General features: G+C 71.6%; 21 protein-coding genes and 5 tRNA genes. 19 read left to right on the top strand and 7 right to left on the bottom strand.

The window, feature by feature from the left end; genetic code table 11:
- The first annotated feature begins 111 nt into the window (after positions 1 to 111).
- The 7 genes from ACH4SI_RS31630 to ACH4SI_RS31600 all read left to right on the top strand — a co-directional run bounded on the left by ACH4SI_RS31630 (position 112) and on the right by ACH4SI_RS31600 (position 3,040).
- Positions 112 to 903 carry a fumarylacetoacetate hydrolase family protein gene (locus tag ACH4SI_RS31630; protein WP_398301725.1) on the top strand — a complete coding sequence of 264 codons (792 nt, stop codon included), beginning with the start codon at positions 112 to 114 and terminating at the stop codon, positions 901 to 903.
- Positions 896 to 2,392 (top strand): glutamate--tRNA ligase, encoded by a 1,497-nt coding sequence (gltX, locus tag ACH4SI_RS31625; protein WP_398301723.1) that lies wholly within the window; start codon positions 896 to 898, stop codon positions 2,390 to 2,392. Before ACH4SI_RS31630 ends, gltX begins: the two co-directional genes overlap by 8 nt.
- 166 nt (positions 2,393 to 2,558) lie before the next feature.
- Positions 2,559 to 2,630, top strand: a tRNA-Gln gene (locus tag ACH4SI_RS31620).
- 50 nt (positions 2,631 to 2,680) lie between these two features.
- Positions 2,681 to 2,753, top strand: a tRNA-Glu gene (locus ACH4SI_RS31615).
- 31 nt (positions 2,754 to 2,784) lie between these two features.
- Positions 2,785 to 2,857 (top strand) — tRNA-Glu (locus ACH4SI_RS31610).
- Between the two features lie 13 nt (positions 2,858 to 2,870).
- A tRNA-Gln gene (locus tag ACH4SI_RS31605) sits at positions 2,871 to 2,942 on the top strand.
- Between the two features lie 25 nt (positions 2,943 to 2,967).
- Positions 2,968 to 3,040: transfer RNA gene (locus tag ACH4SI_RS31600), tRNA-Glu, on the top strand.
- A 45-nt stretch (positions 3,041 to 3,085) separates the two neighbouring features.
- On the opposite strand, the gene ACH4SI_RS31595 is transcribed toward ACH4SI_RS31600, so the two are convergent.
- Positions 3,086 to 3,739, bottom strand: a complete 654-nt coding sequence (locus ACH4SI_RS31595) for a MerR family transcriptional regulator (RefSeq protein WP_398301721.1) — start codon at positions 3,737 to 3,739, stop codon at positions 3,086 to 3,088.
- 106 nt (positions 3,740 to 3,845) lie between these two features.
- Between ACH4SI_RS31595 and ACH4SI_RS31590 the strand changes: the two genes are divergently transcribed.
- On the top strand, positions 3,846 to 4,337 hold the full coding sequence (locus ACH4SI_RS31590; protein WP_398301719.1) for a DUF4188 domain-containing protein: 492 nt from the start codon (positions 3,846 to 3,848) through the stop codon (positions 4,335 to 4,337).
- A gap of 100 nt (positions 4,338 to 4,437) precedes the next feature.
- Here ACH4SI_RS31590 and ndgR read toward each other — a convergent pair whose 3' ends face one another.
- Positions 4,438 to 5,154, bottom strand: coding sequence for an IclR family transcriptional regulator NdgR (ndgR, locus tag ACH4SI_RS31585; protein WP_055547339.1), 717 nt, complete (start codon positions 5,152 to 5,154; stop codon positions 4,438 to 4,440).
- A gap of 141 nt (positions 5,155 to 5,295) precedes the next feature.
- Between ndgR and leuC the strand changes: the two genes are divergently transcribed.
- The 4 genes from leuC (at position 5,296) to ACH4SI_RS31565 (ending at position 8,397) form a co-directional block, all read left to right on the top strand.
- Positions 5,296 to 6,726 (top strand): 3-isopropylmalate dehydratase large subunit, encoded by a 1,431-nt coding sequence (gene leuC / locus ACH4SI_RS31580; RefSeq protein ID WP_398301716.1) that lies wholly within the window; start codon positions 5,296 to 5,298, stop codon positions 6,724 to 6,726.
- Positions 6,727 to 6,732: 6 nt separating this feature from the next.
- Positions 6,733 to 7,326: a 3-isopropylmalate dehydratase small subunit gene (gene leuD / locus ACH4SI_RS31575; RefSeq protein WP_398301714.1), complete on the top strand. Its 594-nt coding sequence runs from the start codon at positions 6,733 to 6,735 to the stop codon at positions 7,324 to 7,326.
- Between the two features lie 124 nt (positions 7,327 to 7,450).
- On the top strand, positions 7,451 to 7,696 hold the full coding sequence (locus ACH4SI_RS31570) for a hypothetical protein (protein ID WP_398301712.1): 246 nt from the start codon (positions 7,451 to 7,453) through the stop codon (positions 7,694 to 7,696).
- A 125-nt stretch (positions 7,697 to 7,821) separates the two neighbouring features.
- Positions 7,822 to 8,397 carry an HU family DNA-binding protein gene (locus ACH4SI_RS31565; protein WP_398301710.1) on the top strand — a complete coding sequence of 192 codons (576 nt, stop codon included), beginning with the start codon at positions 7,822 to 7,824 and terminating at the stop codon, positions 8,395 to 8,397.
- 99 nt (positions 8,398 to 8,496) lie between these two features.
- Here ACH4SI_RS31565 and ACH4SI_RS31560 read toward each other — a convergent pair whose 3' ends face one another.
- Together ACH4SI_RS31560 and cofC are read right to left on the bottom strand one after the other, a co-directional pair.
- Positions 8,497 to 8,700: a hypothetical protein gene (locus ACH4SI_RS31560; RefSeq protein WP_179936970.1), complete on the bottom strand. Its 204-nt coding sequence runs from the start codon at positions 8,698 to 8,700 to the stop codon at positions 8,497 to 8,499.
- A 10-nt stretch (positions 8,701 to 8,710) separates the two neighbouring features.
- Positions 8,711 to 9,439, bottom strand: a complete 729-nt coding sequence (gene cofC, locus ACH4SI_RS31555; protein WP_398301707.1) for a 2-phospho-L-lactate guanylyltransferase — start codon at positions 9,437 to 9,439, stop codon at positions 8,711 to 8,713.
- Positions 9,440 to 9,581: 142 nt separating this feature from the next.
- Here cofC and ACH4SI_RS31550 point away from each other — a divergent pair, with 142 nt between their 5' ends.
- Genes ACH4SI_RS31550 through ACH4SI_RS31540 form a run of 3 tightly spaced genes read left to right on the top strand, consistent with a single transcriptional unit; the run spans position 9,582 to position 12,548 of the window.
- Entirely contained in the window at positions 9,582 to 10,343 is a 762-nt protein-coding gene (locus ACH4SI_RS31550) for a lysophospholipid acyltransferase family protein (RefSeq protein WP_398301705.1), read from the top strand.
- Complete coding sequence (locus ACH4SI_RS31545) at positions 10,340 to 11,341, top strand: NAD(P)H-dependent glycerol-3-phosphate dehydrogenase (RefSeq protein WP_398301703.1); 1,002 nt, start codon at positions 10,340 to 10,342, stop codon at positions 11,339 to 11,341. Before ACH4SI_RS31550 ends, ACH4SI_RS31545 begins: the two co-directional genes overlap by 4 nt.
- A 34-nt stretch (positions 11,342 to 11,375) precedes the next feature.
- Positions 11,376 to 12,548 carry a D-alanine--D-alanine ligase family protein gene (locus ACH4SI_RS31540; RefSeq protein ID WP_398301701.1) on the top strand — a complete coding sequence of 391 codons (1,173 nt, stop codon included), beginning with the start codon at positions 11,376 to 11,378 and terminating at the stop codon, positions 12,546 to 12,548.
- Between the two features lie 32 nt (positions 12,549 to 12,580).
- Here the strand turns inward: ACH4SI_RS31540 and ACH4SI_RS31535 are convergent, their stop codons facing one another.
- Both ACH4SI_RS31535 and ACH4SI_RS31530 read right to left on the bottom strand, forming a co-directional pair.
- Positions 12,581 to 13,093 (bottom strand): DUF3515 domain-containing protein, encoded by a 513-nt coding sequence (locus ACH4SI_RS31535; protein WP_398301699.1) that lies wholly within the window; start codon positions 13,091 to 13,093, stop codon positions 12,581 to 12,583.
- A 26-nt stretch (positions 13,094 to 13,119) separates the two neighbouring features.
- Complete coding sequence (locus ACH4SI_RS31530) at positions 13,120 to 13,353, bottom strand: Lrp/AsnC family transcriptional regulator (protein ID WP_398301697.1); 234 nt, start codon at positions 13,351 to 13,353, stop codon at positions 13,120 to 13,122.
- 137 nt (positions 13,354 to 13,490) lie between these two features.
- Between ACH4SI_RS31530 and ACH4SI_RS31525 the strand changes: the two genes are divergently transcribed.
- Both ACH4SI_RS31525 and thiD read left to right on the top strand, forming a co-directional pair.
- Positions 13,491 to 14,459 carry a thiamine-phosphate kinase gene (locus ACH4SI_RS31525; RefSeq protein ID WP_398301695.1) on the top strand — a complete coding sequence of 323 codons (969 nt, stop codon included), beginning with the start codon at positions 13,491 to 13,493 and terminating at the stop codon, positions 14,457 to 14,459.
- A gap of 16 nt (positions 14,460 to 14,475) precedes the next feature.
- Positions 14,476 to 15,327, top strand: a complete 852-nt coding sequence (gene thiD, locus ACH4SI_RS31520) for a bifunctional hydroxymethylpyrimidine kinase/phosphomethylpyrimidine kinase (RefSeq protein WP_398301882.1) — start codon at positions 14,476 to 14,478, stop codon at positions 15,325 to 15,327.
- A gap of 85 nt (positions 15,328 to 15,412) precedes the next feature.
- Here the strand turns inward: thiD and rpmB are convergent, their stop codons facing one another.
- A complete protein-coding gene (gene rpmB, locus ACH4SI_RS31515) occupies positions 15,413 to 15,598 on the bottom strand; it encodes a 50S ribosomal protein L28 (RefSeq protein WP_009714771.1) in 186 nt (61 codons plus the stop codon).
- A 214-nt stretch (positions 15,599 to 15,812) separates the two neighbouring features.
- Between rpmB and ACH4SI_RS31510 the strand changes: the two genes are divergently transcribed.
- Both ACH4SI_RS31510 and recG read left to right on the top strand, forming a co-directional pair.
- On the top strand, positions 15,813 to 17,579 hold the full coding sequence (locus ACH4SI_RS31510; RefSeq protein WP_398301693.1) for a DAK2 domain-containing protein: 1,767 nt from the start codon (positions 15,813 to 15,815) through the stop codon (positions 17,577 to 17,579).
- Between the two features lie 27 nt (positions 17,580 to 17,606).
- Positions 17,607 to 19,817 (top strand): ATP-dependent DNA helicase RecG, encoded by a 2,211-nt coding sequence (recG, locus tag ACH4SI_RS31505; RefSeq protein ID WP_398301691.1) that lies wholly within the window; start codon positions 17,607 to 17,609, stop codon positions 19,815 to 19,817.
- Positions 19,818 to 19,895 lie beyond the last annotated feature (78 nt).

Below are 19,895 nucleotides of genomic sequence, written 5' to 3'. Positions count from 1 at the left end.
CCGGCGTCCCGTGCCGGGGACGGCCGAGCCGACCCGGCGGCGCGCGGGAGGCGGGGCGATAGCCTGGAGCGTCAGTCTCCAGCGAGTTCAGTTAAGGGGCACCAGCTTCCCGTGCGCATCGCCAGATTCTCCATCGATGGCAACGTCGCCTTCGGAGTGGTCGAAGGCGAGCCGTCCGACCAGGGCGGCCCCGTCGTCGACATCATCAAGGGACACCCCTTCGCCGAATTCGAGCGCTCGGGGCAGAAGGTCCCGCTCAGCAAGGTCCGGCTGCTGCCGCCCGTCCTGCCCAACAAGGTCGTGGGCGTGGGCCGCAACTACGCCGAGCACGCCGCCGAACTCGGCAACGAGGTCCCCGACGTTCCGGTCGTCTTCTTCAAGCCGTCCACCTCGGTGATCGGCCCCGGCGACCCGATCGCCTACCCCTCCTTCTCCTCCGAGGTGCACCACGAGGCCGAGCTGGCCGTGGTCATCGGACGGATGTGCCGCGAGGTCCCGCGCGAGCGCGTGGCCGACGTCATCCTCGGCTACACCTGCGGCAACGACATCACCGCGCGCGACGCGCAGCGGAGTGAGAAGCAGTGGGCGCGGGCGAAGGGCTTCGACGGCTCCTGCCCGCTGGGCCCCTGGGTGGAGACCGACATCGACCTGGAGCGGGCCGGCGACCTCGGGGTCATGTGCACCGTCAACGGCGAACAGCGGCAGCTGGGCCGCACCAGCGAGATGGTCCGCTCGATCGAGGACCTCATCGTGCACATCACCGAGGCGATGACGCTGCTCCCCGGCGACGTCGTGCTCACCGGTACCCCGGCGGGCGTCGGCCCGCTCACCGTCGGCGACGAGGTCGCCGTCACCATCGAAGGCATCGGCACTCTCACCAACAAGGTGATCAAGCGTGGCTAGCGCAAGCTCCCCCGCCCCCGTGCGGGTTCGTTTCTGTCCCTCGCCGACCGGCAACCCCCATGTGGGCCTGGTCCGCACCGCCCTCTTCAACTGGGCGTTCGCCCGCCACCACGGCGGCACCCTGGTCTTCCGCATCGAGGACACCGACGCGGCGCGCGACTCCGAGGAGTCGTACGCGCAGCTGCTGGACGCCATGCGCTGGCTGGGTTTCGACTGGGACGAGGGCCCCGAGATCGGCGGCCCGCACGCGCCCTACCGCCAGTCGGAGCGCATGGACCTCTACGCCGATGTCGCGGCCAAGCTGCTCGACGCCGGCCACGCCTACCGCTGCTACTGCACGGCCGAGGAGCTGGAGGAGCGCCGCGAGGCGGCCCGCAAGGCCGGCCGCCCGTCCGGCTACGACGGCACCTGCCGCACGCTGACCGCCGAGCAGATCGCGGCGCATGAGGCCGAGGGCCGCGCCTCGATCGTCCGCTTCCGGATGCCCGACGAGCCGATCACCTTCACCGACCTGGTGCGCGGCGAGCTGACCTTCACCCCGGACAACGTTCCGGACTACGGCATCGTGCGCGCCAACGGCGCCCCCCTCTACACGCTCGTCAACCCCGTCGACGACGCGCTGATGGAGATCACCCACGTGCTGCGCGGCGAGGACCTGCTGTCCTCCACCCCGCGCCAGATCGCGCTGTACCGGGCGCTCGCGGAGATCGGCGTGGGGGGCGGCCTGGTGCCCGCCTTCGGTCATCTCCCGTACGTCATGGGCGAGGGCAACAAGAAGCTGTCCAAGCGCGACCCCCAGTCGTCGCTGAACCTCTACCGGGAGCGCGGCTTCCTCCCCGAGGGGCTGCTCAACTACCTCTCCCTGCTGGGCTGGTCGCTCTCGGCCGACCGGGACGTCTTCTCCTTGGAGGAGATGGTCGCCGCGTTCGACATCTCGGGTGTCAATGCCAATCCGGCGCGCTTCGACCTCAAGAAGGCCGAGGCGATCAACGCGGACCACATCCGGCAGCTCGACGTCAAGACCTTCATCGAGGCGTGCGGTCCCTGGCTCCAGGCCCCGCACGCGCCTTGGTCCCCGGACCGCTTCGACGCGTCCGCCTTCGAGGCGCTGGCCCCGCTGGCCCAGACCCGGCTGACGGTGCTGTCCGACATCACCGCCAACGTCGACTTCCTCTTCCTGGCGGAGCCGGTGGAGGACGAGGCATCGTGGACGAAGGCCATGAAGCCCGGCGCGGACGCCCTGCTCGCGACCGCCCGCGCGAAGATCGCGGACATCTCCGGGACCGACTGGCAGGCGGAGCCCCTCAAGGAGGCCGTCCTCGCCGCCGGTGAGGAGCACGGTCTCAAGCTGGGCAAGGCGCAGGCCCCGGTCCGCGTCGCCGTCACCGGCCGCACGGTCGGCCTGCCGCTGTTCGAGTCCCTGGAGGTCCTGGGGCGCGAGCGCACACTGGCCCGCATCGACGCGGCACTGGCCAAGCTGTCCGCCTGACGCCGGGAGGTGCGCCGCGTGCCCGGTGCGCGGCGCCACCACCCCGGCAATCCGTTTTGGTGGCCCGTCCACCATCGGGTAATGTTCTTCCTGCGCCGCCCGGGCGGGCCGAAAGGCCGGACGGAGGCGTAACCCAGACAACACCCCGACAGGGGTGGCGTTTTGGTGGGGTATGGTGTAATTGGCAGCACGAGTGATTCTGGTTCACTTAGTCTAGGTTCGAGTCCTGGTACCCCAGCAAGAGATCTTCCCGATTTTGTCGAGAATCTCTTGATCAAGCAAGACCAGGCCCCCGTTGTGTAGCGGCCTAGCACGCCGCCCTCTCAAGGCGGTAGCGCCGGTTCGAATCCGGTCGGGGGTACAGATCTCCAGGTATTACGGAGATCGCTAGGGCCCCCGTTGTGTAGCGGCCTAGCACGCCGCCCTCTCAAGGCGGTAGCGCCGGTTCGAATCCGGTCGGGGGTACTGGTCTATACCATGGGCTATGGTGTAATTGGCAGCACGAGTGATTCTGGTTCATTTAGTCTAGGTTCGAGTCCTGGTAGCCCAGCGCAGTACAGGATGTGCTGATTCAGGCCCCCGTTGTGTAGCGGCCTAGCACGCCGCCCTCTCAAGGCGGTAGCGCCGGTTCGAATCCGGTCGGGGGTACGTACAGGGAAGGCCCTCCGTGGTGACACGGAGGGCCTTCCCTCGTTATGCCTCGCCGAAGCGGCGGCCGGACTCCTCGGCCTCGGCGAGCCGCCGCAGGCTCAGCAGCACCGGCTCGTACAGCACGGTCAGGGCGACGGACGCCTCGATCTGCTCGGTCGGCGTGTCGTACGTCTCCACCACATCCAGTTCGTGGACGGCCAGTTCGGAGGCCAGTCGGGCGTACGGCAGCAAGTGGTCGGTGTCGTGCGGGTATCCGAGGCGGGCCAGCGACGCGATGGCCTCCACCAGCATCCGGTAGGCGGGGGAGGGGGCCCCGGTCTCCGGGTTGCAGCCCCAGCCGATCCGCTCCAGCAGCGCGTCCGCCTGCTCCCGGGCGCGGGCCGCCTCCGGGGCGTCCGCACCGTCTTCATCGGGTTCGGAGTCGTGCGGCAGCGCCCAGATCGCGGCGCCCAGCCGCAGATGCTGGCTCAGCGACTCGTCCTCGGCGGCCTTCAGCACCTCGCGCGCGGTGGCCACCGGCATCCGGCCGACCTGGATCAGCGCCCGCACCAGCCGGAGCCTGCGCAGATGCTCCTCCCCGTACTCGGCCTTCGTGGCGGTGAGGCGTTCGCCGGGCGGCAGCAGCCCTTCGCGCAGGTAGTACTTGATCGTCGCGGTGGACACCCCGCTGCGCTCGCTCAGCTCCGCCAGTCGCATGCCGTATGCAGCCTTCCCTTGCGTCCTTCGTTGGAGAGTGCCACTATCCAAGTATTGGATAGTGGCACTACCCAATCTATCGCGACGTCGGAACGAGGGGATCGCCATGGGTGCCGATGTGATCGAAGGCCGGATGACCGCCGAGGGCGAGGGGGAGGTGACCGTTTTCCTCATCGGGATGCGCGTCAACCGCTTCCGCGCGCTGCGCAGCTGGCTGCCGGTGTTCAACGCCATGCCGCGGATGCTGCGCGAGCTGTCACGGGACAAGGAGAGCGGGCTGCTGGGCTACCAGCTGCTGGTCGGCCCGCCCCGGGTGGTGTACGTCGTCCAGTACTGGGACTCGCACGAGAAGCTCCTGGCGTACGCCTCCGCGCAGGACAAGGAGCACCGCCCGGCGTGGGCCGCGTTCAACCGGCGGGCGCGGGAGGGCCGGGGGAAGGTCGGCATCTGGCACGAGACGTACGCCGTACCGGCCGGTGCGCACGAGGCGCTCTACTACGACATGCCGGCGTTCGGGCTGGCCAAGGCCACCGGAGTCGTCCCGGTCGGCCGCCGCGGCGAGCGCGCGGCCGACCGGCTGTCGCTGAAGGACGCGTAGGGGGCGTGCCCATGGCGCTTGGGTAACCCCGTCCGGGCGGCCGGGGGCACCTCCCGGCGGGAGCTGGGGGAGAACCGGGCCCCTGAAAAAGGGGCGGGCATCAGTTCCCGCGGCGCAGGGCGTCCGAGAGGCGCGCGGCCGCGTCGATGACGGCCTGGGCGTGCATCCGGCCCGGGTGGCGGGTCAGCCGCTCGATCGGTCCGGAGACCGAGACGGCGGCGACCACGCGGTTGGACGGGCCGCGCACCGGGGCGGACACGGACGCGACGCCCGGCTCCCGCTCGCCGATCGACTGGGCCCAGCCCCGCCGCCGTACGCCGGAAAGGGCCGTCGCGGTGAAGCGGGCGCCCTGAAGGCCCCGGTGCAGCCGCTCCGGCTCCTCCCAGGCCATGAGGATCTGGGCCGCCGAGCCCGCCTTCATGGGGAGGGTGGAGCCGACCGGCACGGTGTCCCGCAATCCGGACAGCCGCTCGGCCGCCGCGACGCAGATGCGCATGTCGCCCTGGCGCCGGTAGAGCTGCGCGCTCTCCCCGGTCACGTCCCTGAGGTGGGTGAGGACCGGCCCGGCGGTGGCGAGCAGCCGGTCCTCGCCCGCCGCCGCGGCCAGCTCGGCCAGGCGAGGGCCCAGGATGAAGCGGCCTTGCATGTCACGCGCCACCATCCGGTGGTGCTCGAGTGCGACCGCGAGTCGGTGCGCCGTGGGGCGCGCGAGACCGGTGGCCCCGACCAGCCCCGCGAGGGTGGCCGGACCGGACTCCAGAGCGCTCAATACCAGAGCCGCCTTGTCGAGAACGCCGACGCCGCTAGAGTTGTCCATGAAACGATACTCGCGTCTCACAGTGTGAAACGCAAGTTCAATTTTTCGGGATACCCGCCACTCTGGAATGGCGGGCCCGCAGGCCAGGGCACGCACTCGACACGAGTTGGGCCGGCGAAGTGGCCGGTCGGAGGGAAAGCGATGGGACGGACACTCGCGGAGAAGGTCTGGGACGACCATGTCGTCCGGCACGCCGATGGCGAGCCGGACCTCCTCTTCATCGATCTGCACCTGCTGCACGAGGTGACCAGCCCGCAGGCGTTCGACGGCCTTCGCAAGGCCGGACGCCAGGTGCGCCGTACCGATCTCACCATCGCGACCGAGGATCACAACACCCCGACCCTCGACATCGACAAGCCGATCGCGGACCCCGTCTCCCGTACCCAGTTGGAGACGCTGCGCAAGAACTGCGCGGAGTTCGGAGTGCGTCTGCATCCGCTGGGCGACGTCGAGCAGGGCGTTGTCCACGTAGTGGGACCGCAGCTGGGACTGACCCAGCCCGGCACCACCGTCGTCTGCGGTGACAGCCATACCTCCACCCACGGCGCCTTCGGCGCGCTCGCGTTCGGCATCGGCACCAGCCAGGTCGAGCACGTGCTGGCCACCCAGACGCTGCCGCTCGCGCCGTTCAAGACCATGGCGGTCACCGTCGAGGGCGAGCTGCCCGAGACCGTCACCGCCAAGGACCTGATCCTGGCGATCATCGCCCGCATCGGCACCGGCGGCGGCCAGGGCTTCGTGATCGAGTACCGCGGCGAGGCCATCGAGAAGCTCTCGATGGAGGCCCGGATGACCGTGTGCAACATGTCCATCGAGGCGGGCGCCCGGGCGGGCATGATCGCCCCGGACGAGACCACCTTCGACTACCTCAAGGGCCGCCCGCACGCCCCGGAGGGCGCGGAGTGGGACGCGGCCGTCGCGTACTGGCGCACGCTGTGCAGTGACGACGACGCGGTGTTCGACCGCGAGGTCGTCATCGACGCCTCCGAGTTGGCCCCGTTCGTCACCTGGGGCACCAACCCCGGTCAGGGCGCGCCGCTGTCGGAGTCGGTGCCGGACCCGGCCACCTTCGAGGACGCCAGCGAGAAGTACGCCGCCGAGAAGGCCCTGGAGTACATGGGTCTGACGGCCGGTCAGCCGCTGCGCGAGATCAAGGTGGACACCGTCTTCGTCGGCTCCTGCACCAACGGCCGCATCGAGGACCTGCGCTCCGCCGCCTCGATCCTGTCCGGTCGTTCGGTGGCCGACGGGGTGCGGATGCTGGTGGTCCCGGGCTCGGTGCGGGTGGCGCTGCAGGCCGTGGAGGAGGGGCTGGACAAGGTGTTCACCCAGGCCGGCGCCGAGTGGCGGCACGCGGGCTGCTCGATGTGTCTGGGCATGAACCCCGACCAGCTCGCCCCCGGTGAGCGCTCGGCGTCCACCTCCAACCGCAACTTCGAGGGCAGGCAGGGCAAGGGCGGCCGTACCCACCTGGTCTCGCCGCAGGTCGCCGCCGCCACCGCGGTGCTCGGCCATCTGGCCTCGCCCGCCGACCTGTCCGACGCCGACGTCACCGTTCCCGTGGGGGTCTGAGCAGCCATGGAAGCATTCACCACGCACACCGGCCGGGCCGTTCCGCTGCGCCGCAGCAACGTCGACACGGACCAGATCATCCCGGCGCACTGGCTCAAGAAGGTCACCCGCGACGGTTTCGAGGACGGGCTGTTCGAGGCCTGGCGCAAGGACCCGGAGTTCGTGCTCAACCGGTCCGAGCACAAGGGCGGGACCGTTCTGGTGGCCGGCCCCGACTTCGGCACCGGCTCCTCGCGCGAGCACGCGGTGTGGGCGCTGCAGAACTACGGCTTCAAGGCCGTGATCTCCTCGCGCTTCGCCGACATCTTCCGCGGCAACTCGCTCAAGAACGGTCTGCTGACCGTCGTCCTGCCGCAGGAGACCGTGGACCGGCTGTGGAAGCTGGTCGAGTCGGACCCCGCCGCGGAGGTCACCGTGGACCTCGTCGACCGTCAGGTTCGAGCCGAGGGAATCTCGGCTGATTTTGAGCTTGACGAGAACGCCCGGTGGCGACTCCTGGAGGGGCTGGACGACATCAGTCTCACCCTCAGGGAGGAGGCCGACATCGTCGCGTACGAGGGTCGTCGCCCCTCCTTCAAGCCCAGCACGACGGTGCTCTGACCCCCCGGTTTCCCCTGCACAGAGCGGGTTTGGCATGATGCGCCGCCAGTCCTCGGACTGGCGGCGCATCGTCATGTTGAGGCCCCGTGAAGCGACAACTCGCCTCAGATGGCACAATCAGTGCATGGAACGCGACGGCCAACTCGAGCTCTACGGTCTTGTCGCCGCCCGGCTCAAGGAAGCGCACACAAGGGTGCGCACACTGCAAGTCCCGGAGGGCGTACGGATGGCGCTGTCCCGGAAGCTGCTGGTGATCACTGCAGCGGCGAAACACGATCTCGCAGACGCGGCACGGCGTCTGGAGCGGTTGATGAACGACCTCGACGAGGGCCGTTTCCCCGAAGATCCCGACTCCGACACAAGTCCATGACGACCGAGTGCGTTGCGGCACAAGGGTGATTAGCCCGTTTCGTGTTTGATTTGCGGTATATATCTGCCTAACGTGCGAAAAAGCTTGAACACATTCGTTCTGGCAATGTCTCCGAAGGGGAAGACGTGAACAAGGCGCAGCTCGTAGAAGCGATTGCAGACAAGGTCGGCGGCCGACAGCAGGCTGCCGACGCGGTCGACGCGGTACTGGACGCCATCGTCCGCGCGGTGGTCGGCGGGGATCGAGTTTCGGTCACCGGTTTCGGTTCGTTCGAGAAGGTGGAACGGCCTGCCAGGTACGCCCGTAACCCGCAGACCGGGGAGCGGGTCCGGGTCAAGAAGACCTCCGTGCCCCGTTTCCGCGCGGGCCAGGGCTTCAAGGACCTGGTGAGCGGCTCGAAGAAGCTGCCGCGGGGCGGCGAGGTGTCCGTGAAGAAGGCCCCCAAGGGCAGCCTCCAGGTCGCCGCGAAGAAGGCCGCGGCCAAGAAGGCCACCGCCAAGAAGGCGGCTCCGGCGAAGAAGGCCGCCGCCAAGAAGGCCCCGGCGAAGAAGGCGACCGCCAAGAAGGCGGCTCCGGCGAAGAAGGCGGCTCCGGCGAAGAAGACGACCGCCAAGAAGGCCGCGGCGAAGAAGGCCCCGGCGCGCAAGACGACCGCGCGCAAGGCCCCCGCCAAGAAGACCACCACCGCCAGGAAGCGCTAGTCGTCGCCGCACAGCGGCACCGTTCACGCGCCGGGCCGGGCTCCGAAGAGGGAGCCCGGCCCGCGGTGCGTCATGGACCCGGAACCACCGCCGGGGGCCTCAGAACGTCTGCAGGGTGATGAAGACGACGCGCCGGTCGTCCCCCTCGCCCGCCACCTCGATCCGCACCCGCTGCCCGGGCCGCAGCATCCGCAGCCCCCCGGCGTCGAAGGCCGCCGCGTCGAACGGCAGGGGCGTGCCGTCGTCGAGCAGCACACTGCCCGTACGGGCGTCGGGGTCGTAGGTGTATGCCGTTCCCTGCATACCCGTCAGCCTAGTCCGCACCACCGACGGACTCCCCGCCGGGCACCCTCCACGCCCCGGGCAGCGTGGCCCGGGGGTCGGGCGGGCGGGGCGTGCCGCACAGGCGGGCCGTGTGGGTGCCCACGCCCAGGGCCAGCGCCGCGCGCAGATCCTCGCCGGTGTCCACGTCGCGCCGCACCGACTCGACCCCGGGCAGCTCGATCTCGTACGCGCCGGACGCCCGGTGCCGGGCCCGGGAGGCGCCCCCGAAGGCGGGGGCGAGGTCGGAGCCCGGCGCCGCCGCGAGGAGTGTCGTGCCGACCCCCGCCGCGTCCGCCAGAAAGGCGCGTGGGAAGCCCGTGGCGGCTTCGAGCACCTGGTCGAGGTCGGCCGTCCGCAATGCCGGGAGATCGGCGTTCAGCGCCGCTACGGGGGCCCTGGGGCGGCCCTCCCGTACCGTCCGGGCGCCGTGCGCGAGCGCCGCGTTCAGCCCGCGCCCCGGCGTATCGGGCAGGATGCGCGCGCCGAGGGCCGCCAGCTCGCGCCCGGCGAGCGGATCGTCCGTGACCACGGTCACCCCGCCGACGCGCCGGCCGGCCAGCGCCGCGCCCACCGTGTCCTTGGCGAACGCCAGCGCGAGACCCGGCCGCAGGGCGTCCCCGGCGGCGGAGGAGAGCCTGCTCTTCGCCCGTGAGAGGGGTTTCAGCGGCACCACCAGCGTCCACACCACAGGGCTTGCGTTTCTTCCCACGGATCCCATTCTCGCCTGCTGCCCGGTTCGCCCCGGACGTCGCGGGGTTACGGTGTTCTCGACAGACCGAGTACCTGGAGCGACACTTGTGCGGCTGCCCGGACGGCAGCAAGTCAGCAGGTCAGCAGGGTCCAAGAGGAGGATGTTCCGAGTGTCCGGCCGCAGAATCGGCTTCTGGTACCGCATGGCGGCGGTCATGGTGAAACCGCCCATGGTGGTTCTGTTCAAGCGGGACTGGCACGGAATGGAGCACATTCCCGCCGACGGTGGCTTCATCACCGCGATCAACCACAACTCGTATCTCGACCCGCTCTCCTACGCGCACTTCCAGTACAACAGCGGACGCGTGCCCCGCTTCCTCGCCAAGGCCGCCCTCTTCAAGGGCGGCTTCGTCGGCACGATGCTGCGCGGCACGGGGCAGATCCCCGTCTACCGCGAGTCGACCGACGCGGCCAACGCCTTCCGGGCGGCCGTCGACGCCATCAACAAGGGCGAGTGCGTGGCCTTCTACCCCGAGGGCACCCTGACCCGCGACCCCGACCTGTGGCCGATGCGCGGCAAGACCGGCGCCGCCAGAGTCGCCCTGCTCACCAAGGCCCCCGTCATCCCGGTCGCGCAGTGGGGCGCCAACGAGGCCGTACCGCCGTACGCCAAGGAGAAGAAGGTCAGGCTGTTCCCGCGCAAGACCCTCAGGGTGCTCGCGGGCCCGCCGGTGGACCTGTCCGAGTACTACGGCCAGGAGCCGACCGCCGACGTGCTGCGGGCGGCCACCGACACCATCATGGCCGCGGTCACCGAACTCCTCGCCGAGGTCCGCGGCGAGCCGGTGCCGGCCGCCCGCGCGCACGACGTCGCCGCCGACCAGCCGCACCCCGTGGCCGAACGCCCCGTCGCCGAAGAGGAGAGCAAGTGACGCGCTGCGCCGTCTACGGCACCGGGTCCTGGGGCACCGCGTTCGCGATGGTGCTCGCCGACGCCGGCTGCGAGGTGACGCTGTGGGGCCGCAGGCCCGATGTCGTCGAGGCCATCAACACCGGCCGCACCAATCCCGACTACTTCCCCGGCATCCGCCTCCCCGGCGGGGTGCGGGCCACCACCGACCCGGCCGAGGCCGCGCGCGACGCGGAGTTCACCGTCTTCTCCGTTCCCTCCCAGACGCTGCGCGGCAACCTCGCCGCATGGGCCCCGCTGCTGCCGTCCGACACCGTGCTGGTCTCCCTGATGAAGGGCGTCGAACTCGGCACGGCCAAGCGGATGAGCGAGGTCATCGCGGAGGTCGCGGGGGCGCCCGCGGAGCGCGTCGCGGTGCTCACCGGCCCCAACCTCGCCAAGGAGATCGCCGCCCGGCAGCCCGCGGCCTCCGTGGTGGCCTGCCGGGACGAGGACGTGGCGCGCCGCCTCCAGACCGCGTGCCACACCCCCTACTTCCGCCCGTATACCAACACCGACGTCGTCGGATGCGAACTCGGCGGCGCGGTGAAGAACGTCATCGCGCTGGCCGTCGGCATCGCGGACGGCATGGGCCTCGGCGACAACGCCAAGGCGTCCCTCATCACCCGAGGGCTCGCCGAAACGACCCGTCTGGGCCTCGCGATGGGCGCAGACGCGCACACCTTCGCGGGCCTGGCGGGCATGGGCGACCTGGTCGCCACCTGCTCCTCGCCGCTGTCCCGCAACCACACCTTCGGCACCAACCTGGGCCGCGGCATGACACTGGAGGAGACGATCGCGGTCACCCGGCAGACGGCGGAGGGCGTCAAGTCGTGCGAGTCCGTGGCGGATCTCGCCCGGCGCCACGACGTCGACATGCCGATCACCGAGACCGTGGTGGGCATCGTCCACGACGGCAAACAGCCGCTCGTCGCGCTCAAAGAGCTGATGTCGCGCAGCGCGAAGGCCGAGCGGCACTGACGCCGTCCGAACCGCAAGGTAACCTCAACGCGATATGAGCAGCCAGACTCCTTCCTCAAGCCCTGTCCCGGCTTCCTCCTCCGGTGAGCCGCGCAAGCCGCGCGTCGCCGTCGTCTTCGGCGGACGCAGCTCCGAGCACGCCATTTCCGTGGTCACCGCGGGGGCCGTGCTGCGCGCCATCGACCGCGAGAAGTACGACGTGCTGCCGATCGGCATCACGGCGGACGGCCGTTGGGCGCTGACCGCCGACGAGCCCGAGCGGATGGCCATCGCGGACCGGCAGCTCCCGAGCGTCGACCGGCTCGCCGAGTCCGAGGAGGGGTCGGTCGTGCTGCCGGTCGACCCGGGCAGCCGCGAGGTCGTCTACAGCGAGCCGGGCGCGGTGCCCAAGGCGCTCGGCGACGTCGACGTCGTCTTCCCCATGCTGCACGGCCCGTACGGCGAGGACGGCACCCTCCAGGGGCTGCTGGAGCTGTCCGGGGTTCCCTATGTGGGCGCCGGGGTGCTGGCCTCCGCGGTCGGCATGGACAAGGAGTACATGAAGCGGGTGTTCGTCTCGTTCGGGCTGCCCGTCGGCCCGTACGAGGTGATCCGCCCCCGCGACTGGGAGCGGGACCCCGCCGCCGCCCGCACCAGGATCACCGACTTCGCCGCCGAGCACGGCTGGCCGCTCTTCGTGAAGCCCTCGCGGGCCGGTTCCTCCATCGGCATCACCAAGGTCGACGGCCCGGAGCAGTTGGACGAGGCGATCGAGGCGGCCCGGCAGCACGACCCCAAGGTCATCGTGGAGGCGCTGCTGCGCGGCCGCGAGATCGAGTGCGGGGTGCTGGAATTCGAGGACGGACCGCGGGCCAGCGTGCCCGCCGAGATCCCCCCGGTCTCCACCCACGACTTCTACGACTTCGAGGCCAAGTACATCGACGCGGCCCCCGGTGTCGTGCCGGCGCCGCTCACCGCGGAGGAGACCGAGCGGGTCCAGGAGCTGGCGGTGCGCGCGTTCGACGTGGTGTCCTGCGAGGGCCTGGTGCGCGCGGACTTCTTCCTGCTGGACAGCGGCGAGTTCGTGATCAACGAGATCAACACGATGCCCGGCTTCACCCCGATCTCCATGTACCCGCGCATGTGGCAGGAGAGCGGCGTGAGCTACCCGGAGCTGGTGGACCGGCTCATCCAGGCCGCGCTGCGCCGCTCCACGGGGCTGCGCTAGACAGGGCCTGGACGCGGCCCGGCCCGCGTGCGTCACACCACACCCACCGGAATGGTCTTCTTGACGGGGCCCGCGAGGTCGATCAGCGCATCGACCTCGGGGGCGTACTTCCCCGGCACCGTGACCTCCACGAACGCCCTGCGCAGCACGGTGGTGAAGCGATAGCCGCCGTCCTGCTTCTGCGGCAGCCACTCGACGCCGTTCACCTCGGCCGCCTCCGACCGGGGGTTGTAGTGTGCGTCGCCGGGGTCGAGCACCTTCGGCCGGGCGACACCGCAGCGCAGCCGCACCGCGGGATCGCCCCATACGGCGGTGAAGTCCGAAGCGGGCCCGGCGGTGCGCCGCCGCAGCCCGTCCACGGCCCTCGGCAGGTCCCTGTGCAACGCCCGGCACTCCGCGGCCGCCCGCGCCGGAGGGCTGGGAACCGCGGAAGCGCCGGTGGCGTCGGAAACGTCGGCGCAGCCGCCCGCCGACAGCACGATCAGCGCCGCCGCGGCGGACAGCGGCGCCGACCGACGGGTGACAGTACGGTGTGCGGAACTCACCGGCCGAGCATACGGGGGAGCTGGATCTAGATATGTACCACCGGGCAGGTGAGCGTGCGCGTGATCCCCTCCACTTTCTGGACTTTCGCGACCACCATGCGGCCGAGTTCGTCGACCGTCTCGGCCTGGGCGCGCACGATCACGTCGTACGGACCCGTGACGTCCTCGGCTTGTATCACCCCCGGGAGCTTGGCGATGACGTCGGCGACGGTCGAGGCCTTGCCGACCTCGGTCTGGATCAGGATGTACGCCTGTACCACGGAACCTCCAGGGCGGCTACGAGGATCATGTGGGGAGAAGGGACGCCACGGTACCGCGTCGCCACGCGGCGAGGGGAGACCCGCGCGGCGTGCGCGGCGCGGCAGGCACAGGGCCACGAGCACGAAGGGGCAATGCGATGAAGGGCACCGTGGGCGAGTTGGGGGAGTTCGGGCTCATCAGGGAGCTCACTTCCCGGCTCACCACCACCTCGGCGGTGAGGCTGGGGCCCGGGGACGACGCTGCGGTCGTGGCCGCGCCGGACCGCAGGGTGGTGGCCAGTACGGACGTCCTGCTGGAGGGCAGGCACTTCCGCCGGGACTGGTCCACCGCCTATGACGTCGGCCGCAAGGCAGCCGCGCAGAACCTCGCGGACATCGCGGCCATGGGCGCGGTGCCGACCGCGCTGCTGCTGGGCCTGGTGGTGCCCGCGGATCTGCCGGTGACCTGGCCGGCCGAGATGATGGACGGGATCCGCGACGAATGCCAGGTGGCGGGCGCCGCGGTGGTCGGCGGCGACGTGGTGCGCGGAGACGCCATCACCATCGCCATCACCGCCCTGGGCGATCTGCGCAACCACGAGCCGGTCACCCGATCCGGTGCCCGGCCGGGCGACGTTGTCGCCGTCACCGGCTGGCTGGGCTGGTCGGCCGCCGGGCACGCGGTGCTCTCGCGCGGCTTCCGGTCGCCGCGCGCGTTCGTCGAGGCGCACCGCCGCCCGGAGCCGCCGTACCACGCGGGACCGGCCGCCGCCGGTCTCGGCGCGACGGCGATGACCGACGTCAGCGACGGGCTGGTGGCCGACCTCGGGCACATCGCCGAGGCCAGCCAGGTCCGTATCGATCTGCGCTCGGGGGACATCGACATCCCCTCGCAGATGTCGGACATCGGGCAGGCGGTGGGCGTCGACCCGATCCAGTGGGTGCTCAGCGGGGGAGAGGACCACGCGATCGTGGCCACCTTCCCGTCGGACGTGAAGCTGCCCGCCCGCTGGAAGGTGATCGGCGAGGTGCTCAACCCGTCGGCGCTGCCGCAGGTGACGGTCGACGGGGCGCCCTGGCTGCACGCGGGCTGGGACCATTTCGGGGACGAGCCGGGCGCCGAGTAGATTCGGCCGTATGGCCATGTCCAGCGATGCCCCCCGCGCTCCCCGTGTTCTCCGCGTTCCCCGTGACCGCCAGGCGCCCGTGCGCGTCCTCACCGTCGCCGGATCGGACTCCGGCGGCGGTGCGGGCATTCAGGCCGACCTGAAGACGATGCTGGCCCTGGGCGCGCACGGGATGAGCGTGCTCACCGCGGTGACGGCGCAGAACTCCCGGGGCGTCCAGGGCGCCTGGGAGCTGCCCGCGGAAGCCGTCCGCGCCCAGTTCCGCAGCGTGGTGGACGACATCGGCGTCCAGGCGGTCAAGACGGGCATGCTGGCGACCCCCGAGCTGGTCGAGACCGTCGCCGGGCTGCTCGCGGGGCTGCCCGCCCCGGTGGTCGTCGACCCGGTCGGGGTCTCCAAGCACGGCGATCCGCTGCTGGCCGCCGAGGCGCTGGACGCGGTCCGCACCAAGCTGCTGCCCACCGCCACCGTCGCCACCCCCAACCTGGACGAGGTCGCCCAGCTGACCGGCATCCGGGCCGGTTCGGAGGGCGACCTGCGGCGGGCGGCGCGCGCGGTGCTGGACTTCGGCCCGCGCTGGGCGCTGATCAAGGGTGGTCATCTGCAGGGCGACGCGGTGGATCTGCTCACCGACGGCACCGAGGAGCACTGGCTGCGGGCGCCCCGCTACGACAACCGCCACACCCACGGCACCGGCTGCACCCTCGCCTCGGCGATCGCCACCTACCTCGCGGGCGGCCTGGCCGTCCCGGAGGCCGTGGGGGCGGCCAAGGAGTACGTCACGGGCGCGATCGCCGCAGGCTTCCCCCTGGGCACGGGCATCGGCCCGGTCGACCACGGCTGGCTGTCCGGGCGGGCCCGGGCGTAGCAGAGCATGCGTAAAGGCCGGTCCACGTCATCGGTGGACCGGCCTCGGCAACCGGAATCCCGCTTGCGCGGGGGAAGGCGTGCGCCTAGCGCGAGACCTTGCCGGCCTTGATGCACGAGGTGCAGACGTTGAGCCGCTTCGGGGTCCGACCGACCACAGCGCGCACCGTCTGGATGTTGGGGTTCCAACGACGGCGGGTGCGGCGGTGCGAGTGCGAGATGTTGTTGCCGAAGCCCGGCCCCTTGCCGCAGACGTCGCAGTTGGCAGCCACGGGTTACTCCAAAGACGGGTCAGCCTCGCTTCCCGCGAGGAGACAGAAACTTAACGGGAACCCCGGACGTAGCCAGGATCGTGGAAGACCGGCGGCGCCAGGGGGAATAGCCCGACTCTCATCGGGCAACCGGAGCAGCATACAACGACCACTCCCGTACAACGAAACTATCATGGCTGCCCCAGCACCCGCGGAGGGCGGCGACTAGCCTGCGATGACGCGAAGCCCGACCCCGAGGAGAACGTACGTGCCGCACACGCTCGACGCCGATGCGGTACGGATCTGGTGCGGGCTCGCACTGGACGCGCTGGGCCGGGCCCGCGAGGACATCGACGCGATCAACGTCTATCCGGTCGCGGACGGTGACACCGGCACCAATCTGTATCTGACCGTCGAGTCCGCCGCCCAGGCCGTCGACGCCGCCTTCGACAGCCACTCCGCCGACAGCCACTCCGCCTCGCCCGGTGCCACCCGCCCCAGCCTCGCCGACGTGGTGCGCGCCATGGCCCATGGCGCCCTGATCGGCGCGCGCGGCAACTCCGGCACCATCCTGGCCCAGCTGCTGCGCGGCATGGCGGACGTGCTCGCAGAAGAGGACGACAAGAACGGCGACGGCGACGGCGCCGGCGACGAGGCGGGCGAGCTGCGGCGGGCCCTGCGGCGCGCCGTCGACCTGGCGTACCTCGCCGTCGCGCACCCCGTCGAGGGGACCGTGCTGACCGTCGCCGTGGCCGCGGCCGAGGGCGCGGAGCGGGCCACCGGGGACGTCGGCGCGGTGGCGCGCGCGGCGTACGAAGGGGCGCGCGCCGCGCTCCAGGCGACCCCCGAGCAGCTCGACGTCCTGGCCCGCGCCGGCGTCGTCGACGCGGGAGGCTACGGCCTGGTCACGGTGTTGGGCGGGCTCGCCGAGGCCCTGTCCGGCGAACCCCCTGCGGTGCCGCCCGCCGCCCCCGCCATCCCCGCGCCCGCTCCCGCGCCCACCCTCGCCGGGGAGACCGGGGCCGGGCCGGTGGGCTGTTCCGCCGACGGGCCCGCGTTCGAGGTGATCTACCTCCTGGAAGCCGGTGACGGCGCCGTCACCGCGCTGCGCGAGCGGCTGGACGCGCTCGGCGACTCACTCGTGATCGTCGGCGGCGACGGACTGTGGAACGTGCACGTTCATGTGGACGACGCGGGCGCCGCCGTGGAGGCGGGCATCCAGGCCGGACGCCCGTACCGCATCCGCATCACCCACTTCGGCGCCCCCGCCGAGCGCCGGACCGCCGCCCCGGAGCCGGGTCGCCCCGAGCGGCGGACGGAGGAGCCGTCCGGCGAGCGCGCGACCCGCGCCGTGGTCGCCGTCGTCCCCGGAGACGGGCTCGCCGCGCTGTGCACCGAGGCGGGCGCCACCGTGGTCGCCACCGAGCCGGGGAAGCCGCCCGGCGGCGGCGAGCTGGCCGAGGCGATCCGGCGGGCCCACGCCCGCGAGGTGGTGCTGCTGCCCAACGACGCCGAGCTGCGCCACCCCGCGGCGGCCGCCGCCGCACAGGCCCGCGCCGAGGGCGTACGGGTCGCCGTCATCCCCACCCGTTCCCCGGTCCAGGGCATCGCCGCGCTCGCCGTGCACGAGCCCGCCCGCAGCTTCGACGAGGACGTCGTCGCGATGACCTCCGCAGCGGGCGCCACCCGCTGCGCCGAACTGGCCGTCGCCGAGCACCGCTCCTGGACCATGGCCGGGGTCTGCCAGGCCGGGGACGTCCTGGGACTGATCGACGGCGACGTGGCGGTGATCGGCACCGAGCTGGCGCCGACCGCCGAGACGGTCCTGGACCGGATGCTGGCCGCGGGCGGGGAGATGGTCACGCTGGTGCTCGGCGCGGACGTCCCGGACGAGATGGCCGAGCGGCTGGAGCGGCACGTACGGGAGGGCCACTTCGCCGTCGACACGGTCGTCTACCGGGGCGGCCAGCCCTCCGCGCCGCTGATCATAGGCGTCGAATGACCCCGCTTGTCGGTGGCGTGGTGTGCAATGGACACCGTGCCCGTGCTGGATGAACCCCTGAAGAAGGTCCTCGGCGGCAACACCGCGAAGGTGATGGCCGAGCACCTCGGCCTGCGGACGGTCGGCGACCTGCTGCACCACTACCCGCGGCGGTATGCGGAGCGCGGCGAGCTGACGCGCCTGGCCGATCTGCCCCTGGACGAGCATGTGACCGTCGTCGCGCAGGTCGCGGACGCCCGGGTGCACAAGTTCAACAGTGGCCGCGGCCAGCGTCTCGAGGTCACCATCACCGACGGCAGCGGCCGCCTCCAGCTCGTCTTCTTCGGCAAGGGCGTCCACAAGCCGCGCTCGGAGCTGCTGCCCGGCACCCGCGCCATGTTCGCCGGGAAGGTCTCGGTCTTCAACCACAAGCAGCAGCTGGCCCACCCCGAGTTCAAGCTGCTGCGCCCGGACAGCGGCTCGGAGGCCGTGGAAGCGTTCGCCAACCAGCTGCTGCCGCTGTACCCGGCCTGCAAGCAGATGGAGTCCTGGCAGATCCAGCAGGCGATCGACACCGTCCTGGGCCCGGCGGGCCAGGAGGACAGCGTGCTGGCCGGCCTGATCGACCCGCTGCCCGAGAGCCTCCGCGAGGGCCGCGGTCTGGAGACCCTGCCCGGGGCGCTGCGCCGGATCCACCGCCCGCGCACCAAGGCCGACATCGCCGCCGCGCGCGACCGGCTCAAGTGGGACGAGGCGTTCGTCCTCCAGGTCGCCCTCGCCCGTCGCCGCCAGGCCGACGCGACGGCGCCCGCCGCGCCCCGCAGGCCGGTGGAGGGCGGTTTGCTGGACGCCTTCGACGCCCGGCTGCCGTTCACCCTCACCGACGGCCAGCAGCGGGTCAGCGCCGAGATCTTCGCCGATCTGGCCACCGACCACCCGATGCACCGGCTGCTCCAGGGCGAGGTCGGGTCCGGCAAGACGATGGTCGCGCTGCGCGCGATGCTCGGCGTCGTCGACGCCGGGGGGCAGGCGGCGATGCTCGCGCCGACCGAGGTGCTCGCCCAGCAGCACCACCGTTCGATCACGGAGATGATGGGCGAGCTGGCCAGTTGGGGACTGTGGCGCGAAGCGCAGGGCACGAAGGTGGTGCTGCTCACTGGCTCCATGGGCGCCGCGGCGCGCCGCCAGGCGCTGCTGGACCTGGTCACCGGCGAGGCCGGGATCGTGATCGGCACCCACGCCCTGATCGAGGACAAGGTCCAGTTCCACGACCTGGGCCTCGTCGTGGTCGACGAGCAGCACCGCTTCGGTGTCGAGCAGCGCGACGCCCTGCGCTCCAAGGGCAAGCAGCCCCCGCATCTGCTGGTGATGACGGCCACCCCTATTCCCCGGACCGTCGCCATGACCGTCTTCGGCGACCTGGAGACCTCCGTCCTGGACCAGCTGCCGTCCGGCCGCTCCCCGATCGCCTCCCATGTGGTGCCCGCCAAGGACAAGCCGCACTTCCTGGCCCGGGCCTGGGAGCGGGTGCGGGAGGAGGTGGCGGGCGGCCACCAGGCGTATGTGGTCTGCCCGCGCATCGGGGACGACGAGGACGAGGCCAAGGCGGCGAAGGAGAAGTCCGCCGAGGACGAGGCGGAGAAGCGCCCCCCGCTCGCGGTCCTCGACGTCGCCGACCAGCTCGCCACGGGCCCGCTGCGCGACCTGCGGGTGGAGGTGCTGCACGGCCGGATGGCGCCGGAGGCCAAGGACGAGGTGATGCGCCGCTTCGCCGCGGGCGAGGTGGACGTGCTGGTCGCCACGACCGTCATCGAGGTGGGCGTCAACGTCCCCAACGCCACCGCCATGGTGATCATGGACGCCGACCGGTTCGGCGTCTCGCAGCTGCACCAGCTGCGCGGCCGGGTCGGGCGGGGCTCGGCCCCGGGGCTGTGTCTGCTGGTGACCGAGATGCCCGAGGCGAGCCCCGCCCGGGGGCGGCTCGGCGCGGTCGCGGCCACGCTCGACGGCTTCGAGCTGTCCCGGATCGACCTGGAGCAGCGCCGGGAGGGCGATGTCCTCGGCCAGGCCCAGTCCGGCGTCCGCTCCTCGCTGCGGGTGCTCGCCGTCATCGACGACGAGGAAGTCATCGCCGCCGCCCGGGAGGAGGCCACCGCGATCGTCACGGCCGACCCCGAGCTGACGGGCTACCCGGAGCTGCGCACCGCGCTGGACGCCCTGCTGGACAAGGAGCGGGAGGAATTCCTCGACAAGGGATGAGCCCCCGGCGCCCGGCGGGGGTCCGGTGCGGCGCCGGACGCCATATCGTGGAGATGCAGCGGCCCGGCGCGACACGGC

This window comes from Streptomyces sp. NPDC021212 (assembly GCF_044332925.1).
Lineage (GTDB): Bacteria > Actinomycetota > Actinomycetes > Streptomycetales > Streptomycetaceae > Streptomyces.
Note: the sequence above shows the minus strand (reverse complement) of the source record. Positions and strands in the feature narration are given on the sequence as shown.

What these genes read in the sequence shown, in the direction of transcription:
- ACH4SI_RS31595 (WP_398301721.1), bottom strand. Translation starts at nt 3,739, where the DNA reads ATGCGACTGGCGGAGCTGAGCGAGCGCAGCGGGGTGTCCACCGCGACG.
- ACH4SI_RS31590 (WP_398301719.1), top strand. Translation starts at nt 3,846, where the DNA reads ATGGGTGCCGATGTGATCGAAGGCCGGATGACCGCCGAGGGCGAGGGG.
- ndgR (WP_055547339.1), bottom strand. Translation starts at nt 5,154, where the DNA reads ATGGACAACTCTAGCGGCGTCGGCGTTCTCGACAAGGCGGCTCTGGTA.
- leuC (WP_398301716.1), top strand. Translation starts at nt 5,296, where the DNA reads ATGGGACGGACACTCGCGGAGAAGGTCTGGGACGACCATGTCGTCCGG.
- leuD (WP_398301714.1), top strand. Translation starts at nt 6,733, where the DNA reads ATGGAAGCATTCACCACGCACACCGGCCGGGCCGTTCCGCTGCGCCGC.
- ACH4SI_RS31570 (WP_398301712.1), top strand. Translation starts at nt 7,451, where the DNA reads ATGGAACGCGACGGCCAACTCGAGCTCTACGGTCTTGTCGCCGCCCGG.
- ACH4SI_RS31560 (WP_179936970.1), bottom strand. Translation starts at nt 8,700, where the DNA reads ATGCAGGGAACGGCATACACCTACGACCCCGACGCCCGTACGGGCAGT.
- cofC (WP_398301707.1), bottom strand. Translation starts at nt 9,439, where the DNA reads ATGGGATCCGTGGGAAGAAACGCAAGCCCTGTGGTGTGGACGCTGGTG.
- ACH4SI_RS31540 (WP_398301701.1), top strand. Translation starts at nt 11,376, where the DNA reads ATGAGCAGCCAGACTCCTTCCTCAAGCCCTGTCCCGGCTTCCTCCTCC.
- ACH4SI_RS31525 (WP_398301695.1), top strand. Translation starts at nt 13,491, where the DNA reads ATGAAGGGCACCGTGGGCGAGTTGGGGGAGTTCGGGCTCATCAGGGAG.
- thiD (WP_398301882.1), top strand. Translation starts at nt 14,476, where the DNA reads ATGTCCAGCGATGCCCCCCGCGCTCCCCGTGTTCTCCGCGTTCCCCGT.
- ACH4SI_RS31510 (WP_398301693.1), top strand. Translation starts at nt 15,813, where the DNA reads ATGACGCGAAGCCCGACCCCGAGGAGAACGTACGTGCCGCACACGCTC.
- recG (WP_398301691.1), top strand. Translation starts at nt 17,607, where the DNA reads ATGGACACCGTGCCCGTGCTGGATGAACCCCTGAAGAAGGTCCTCGGC.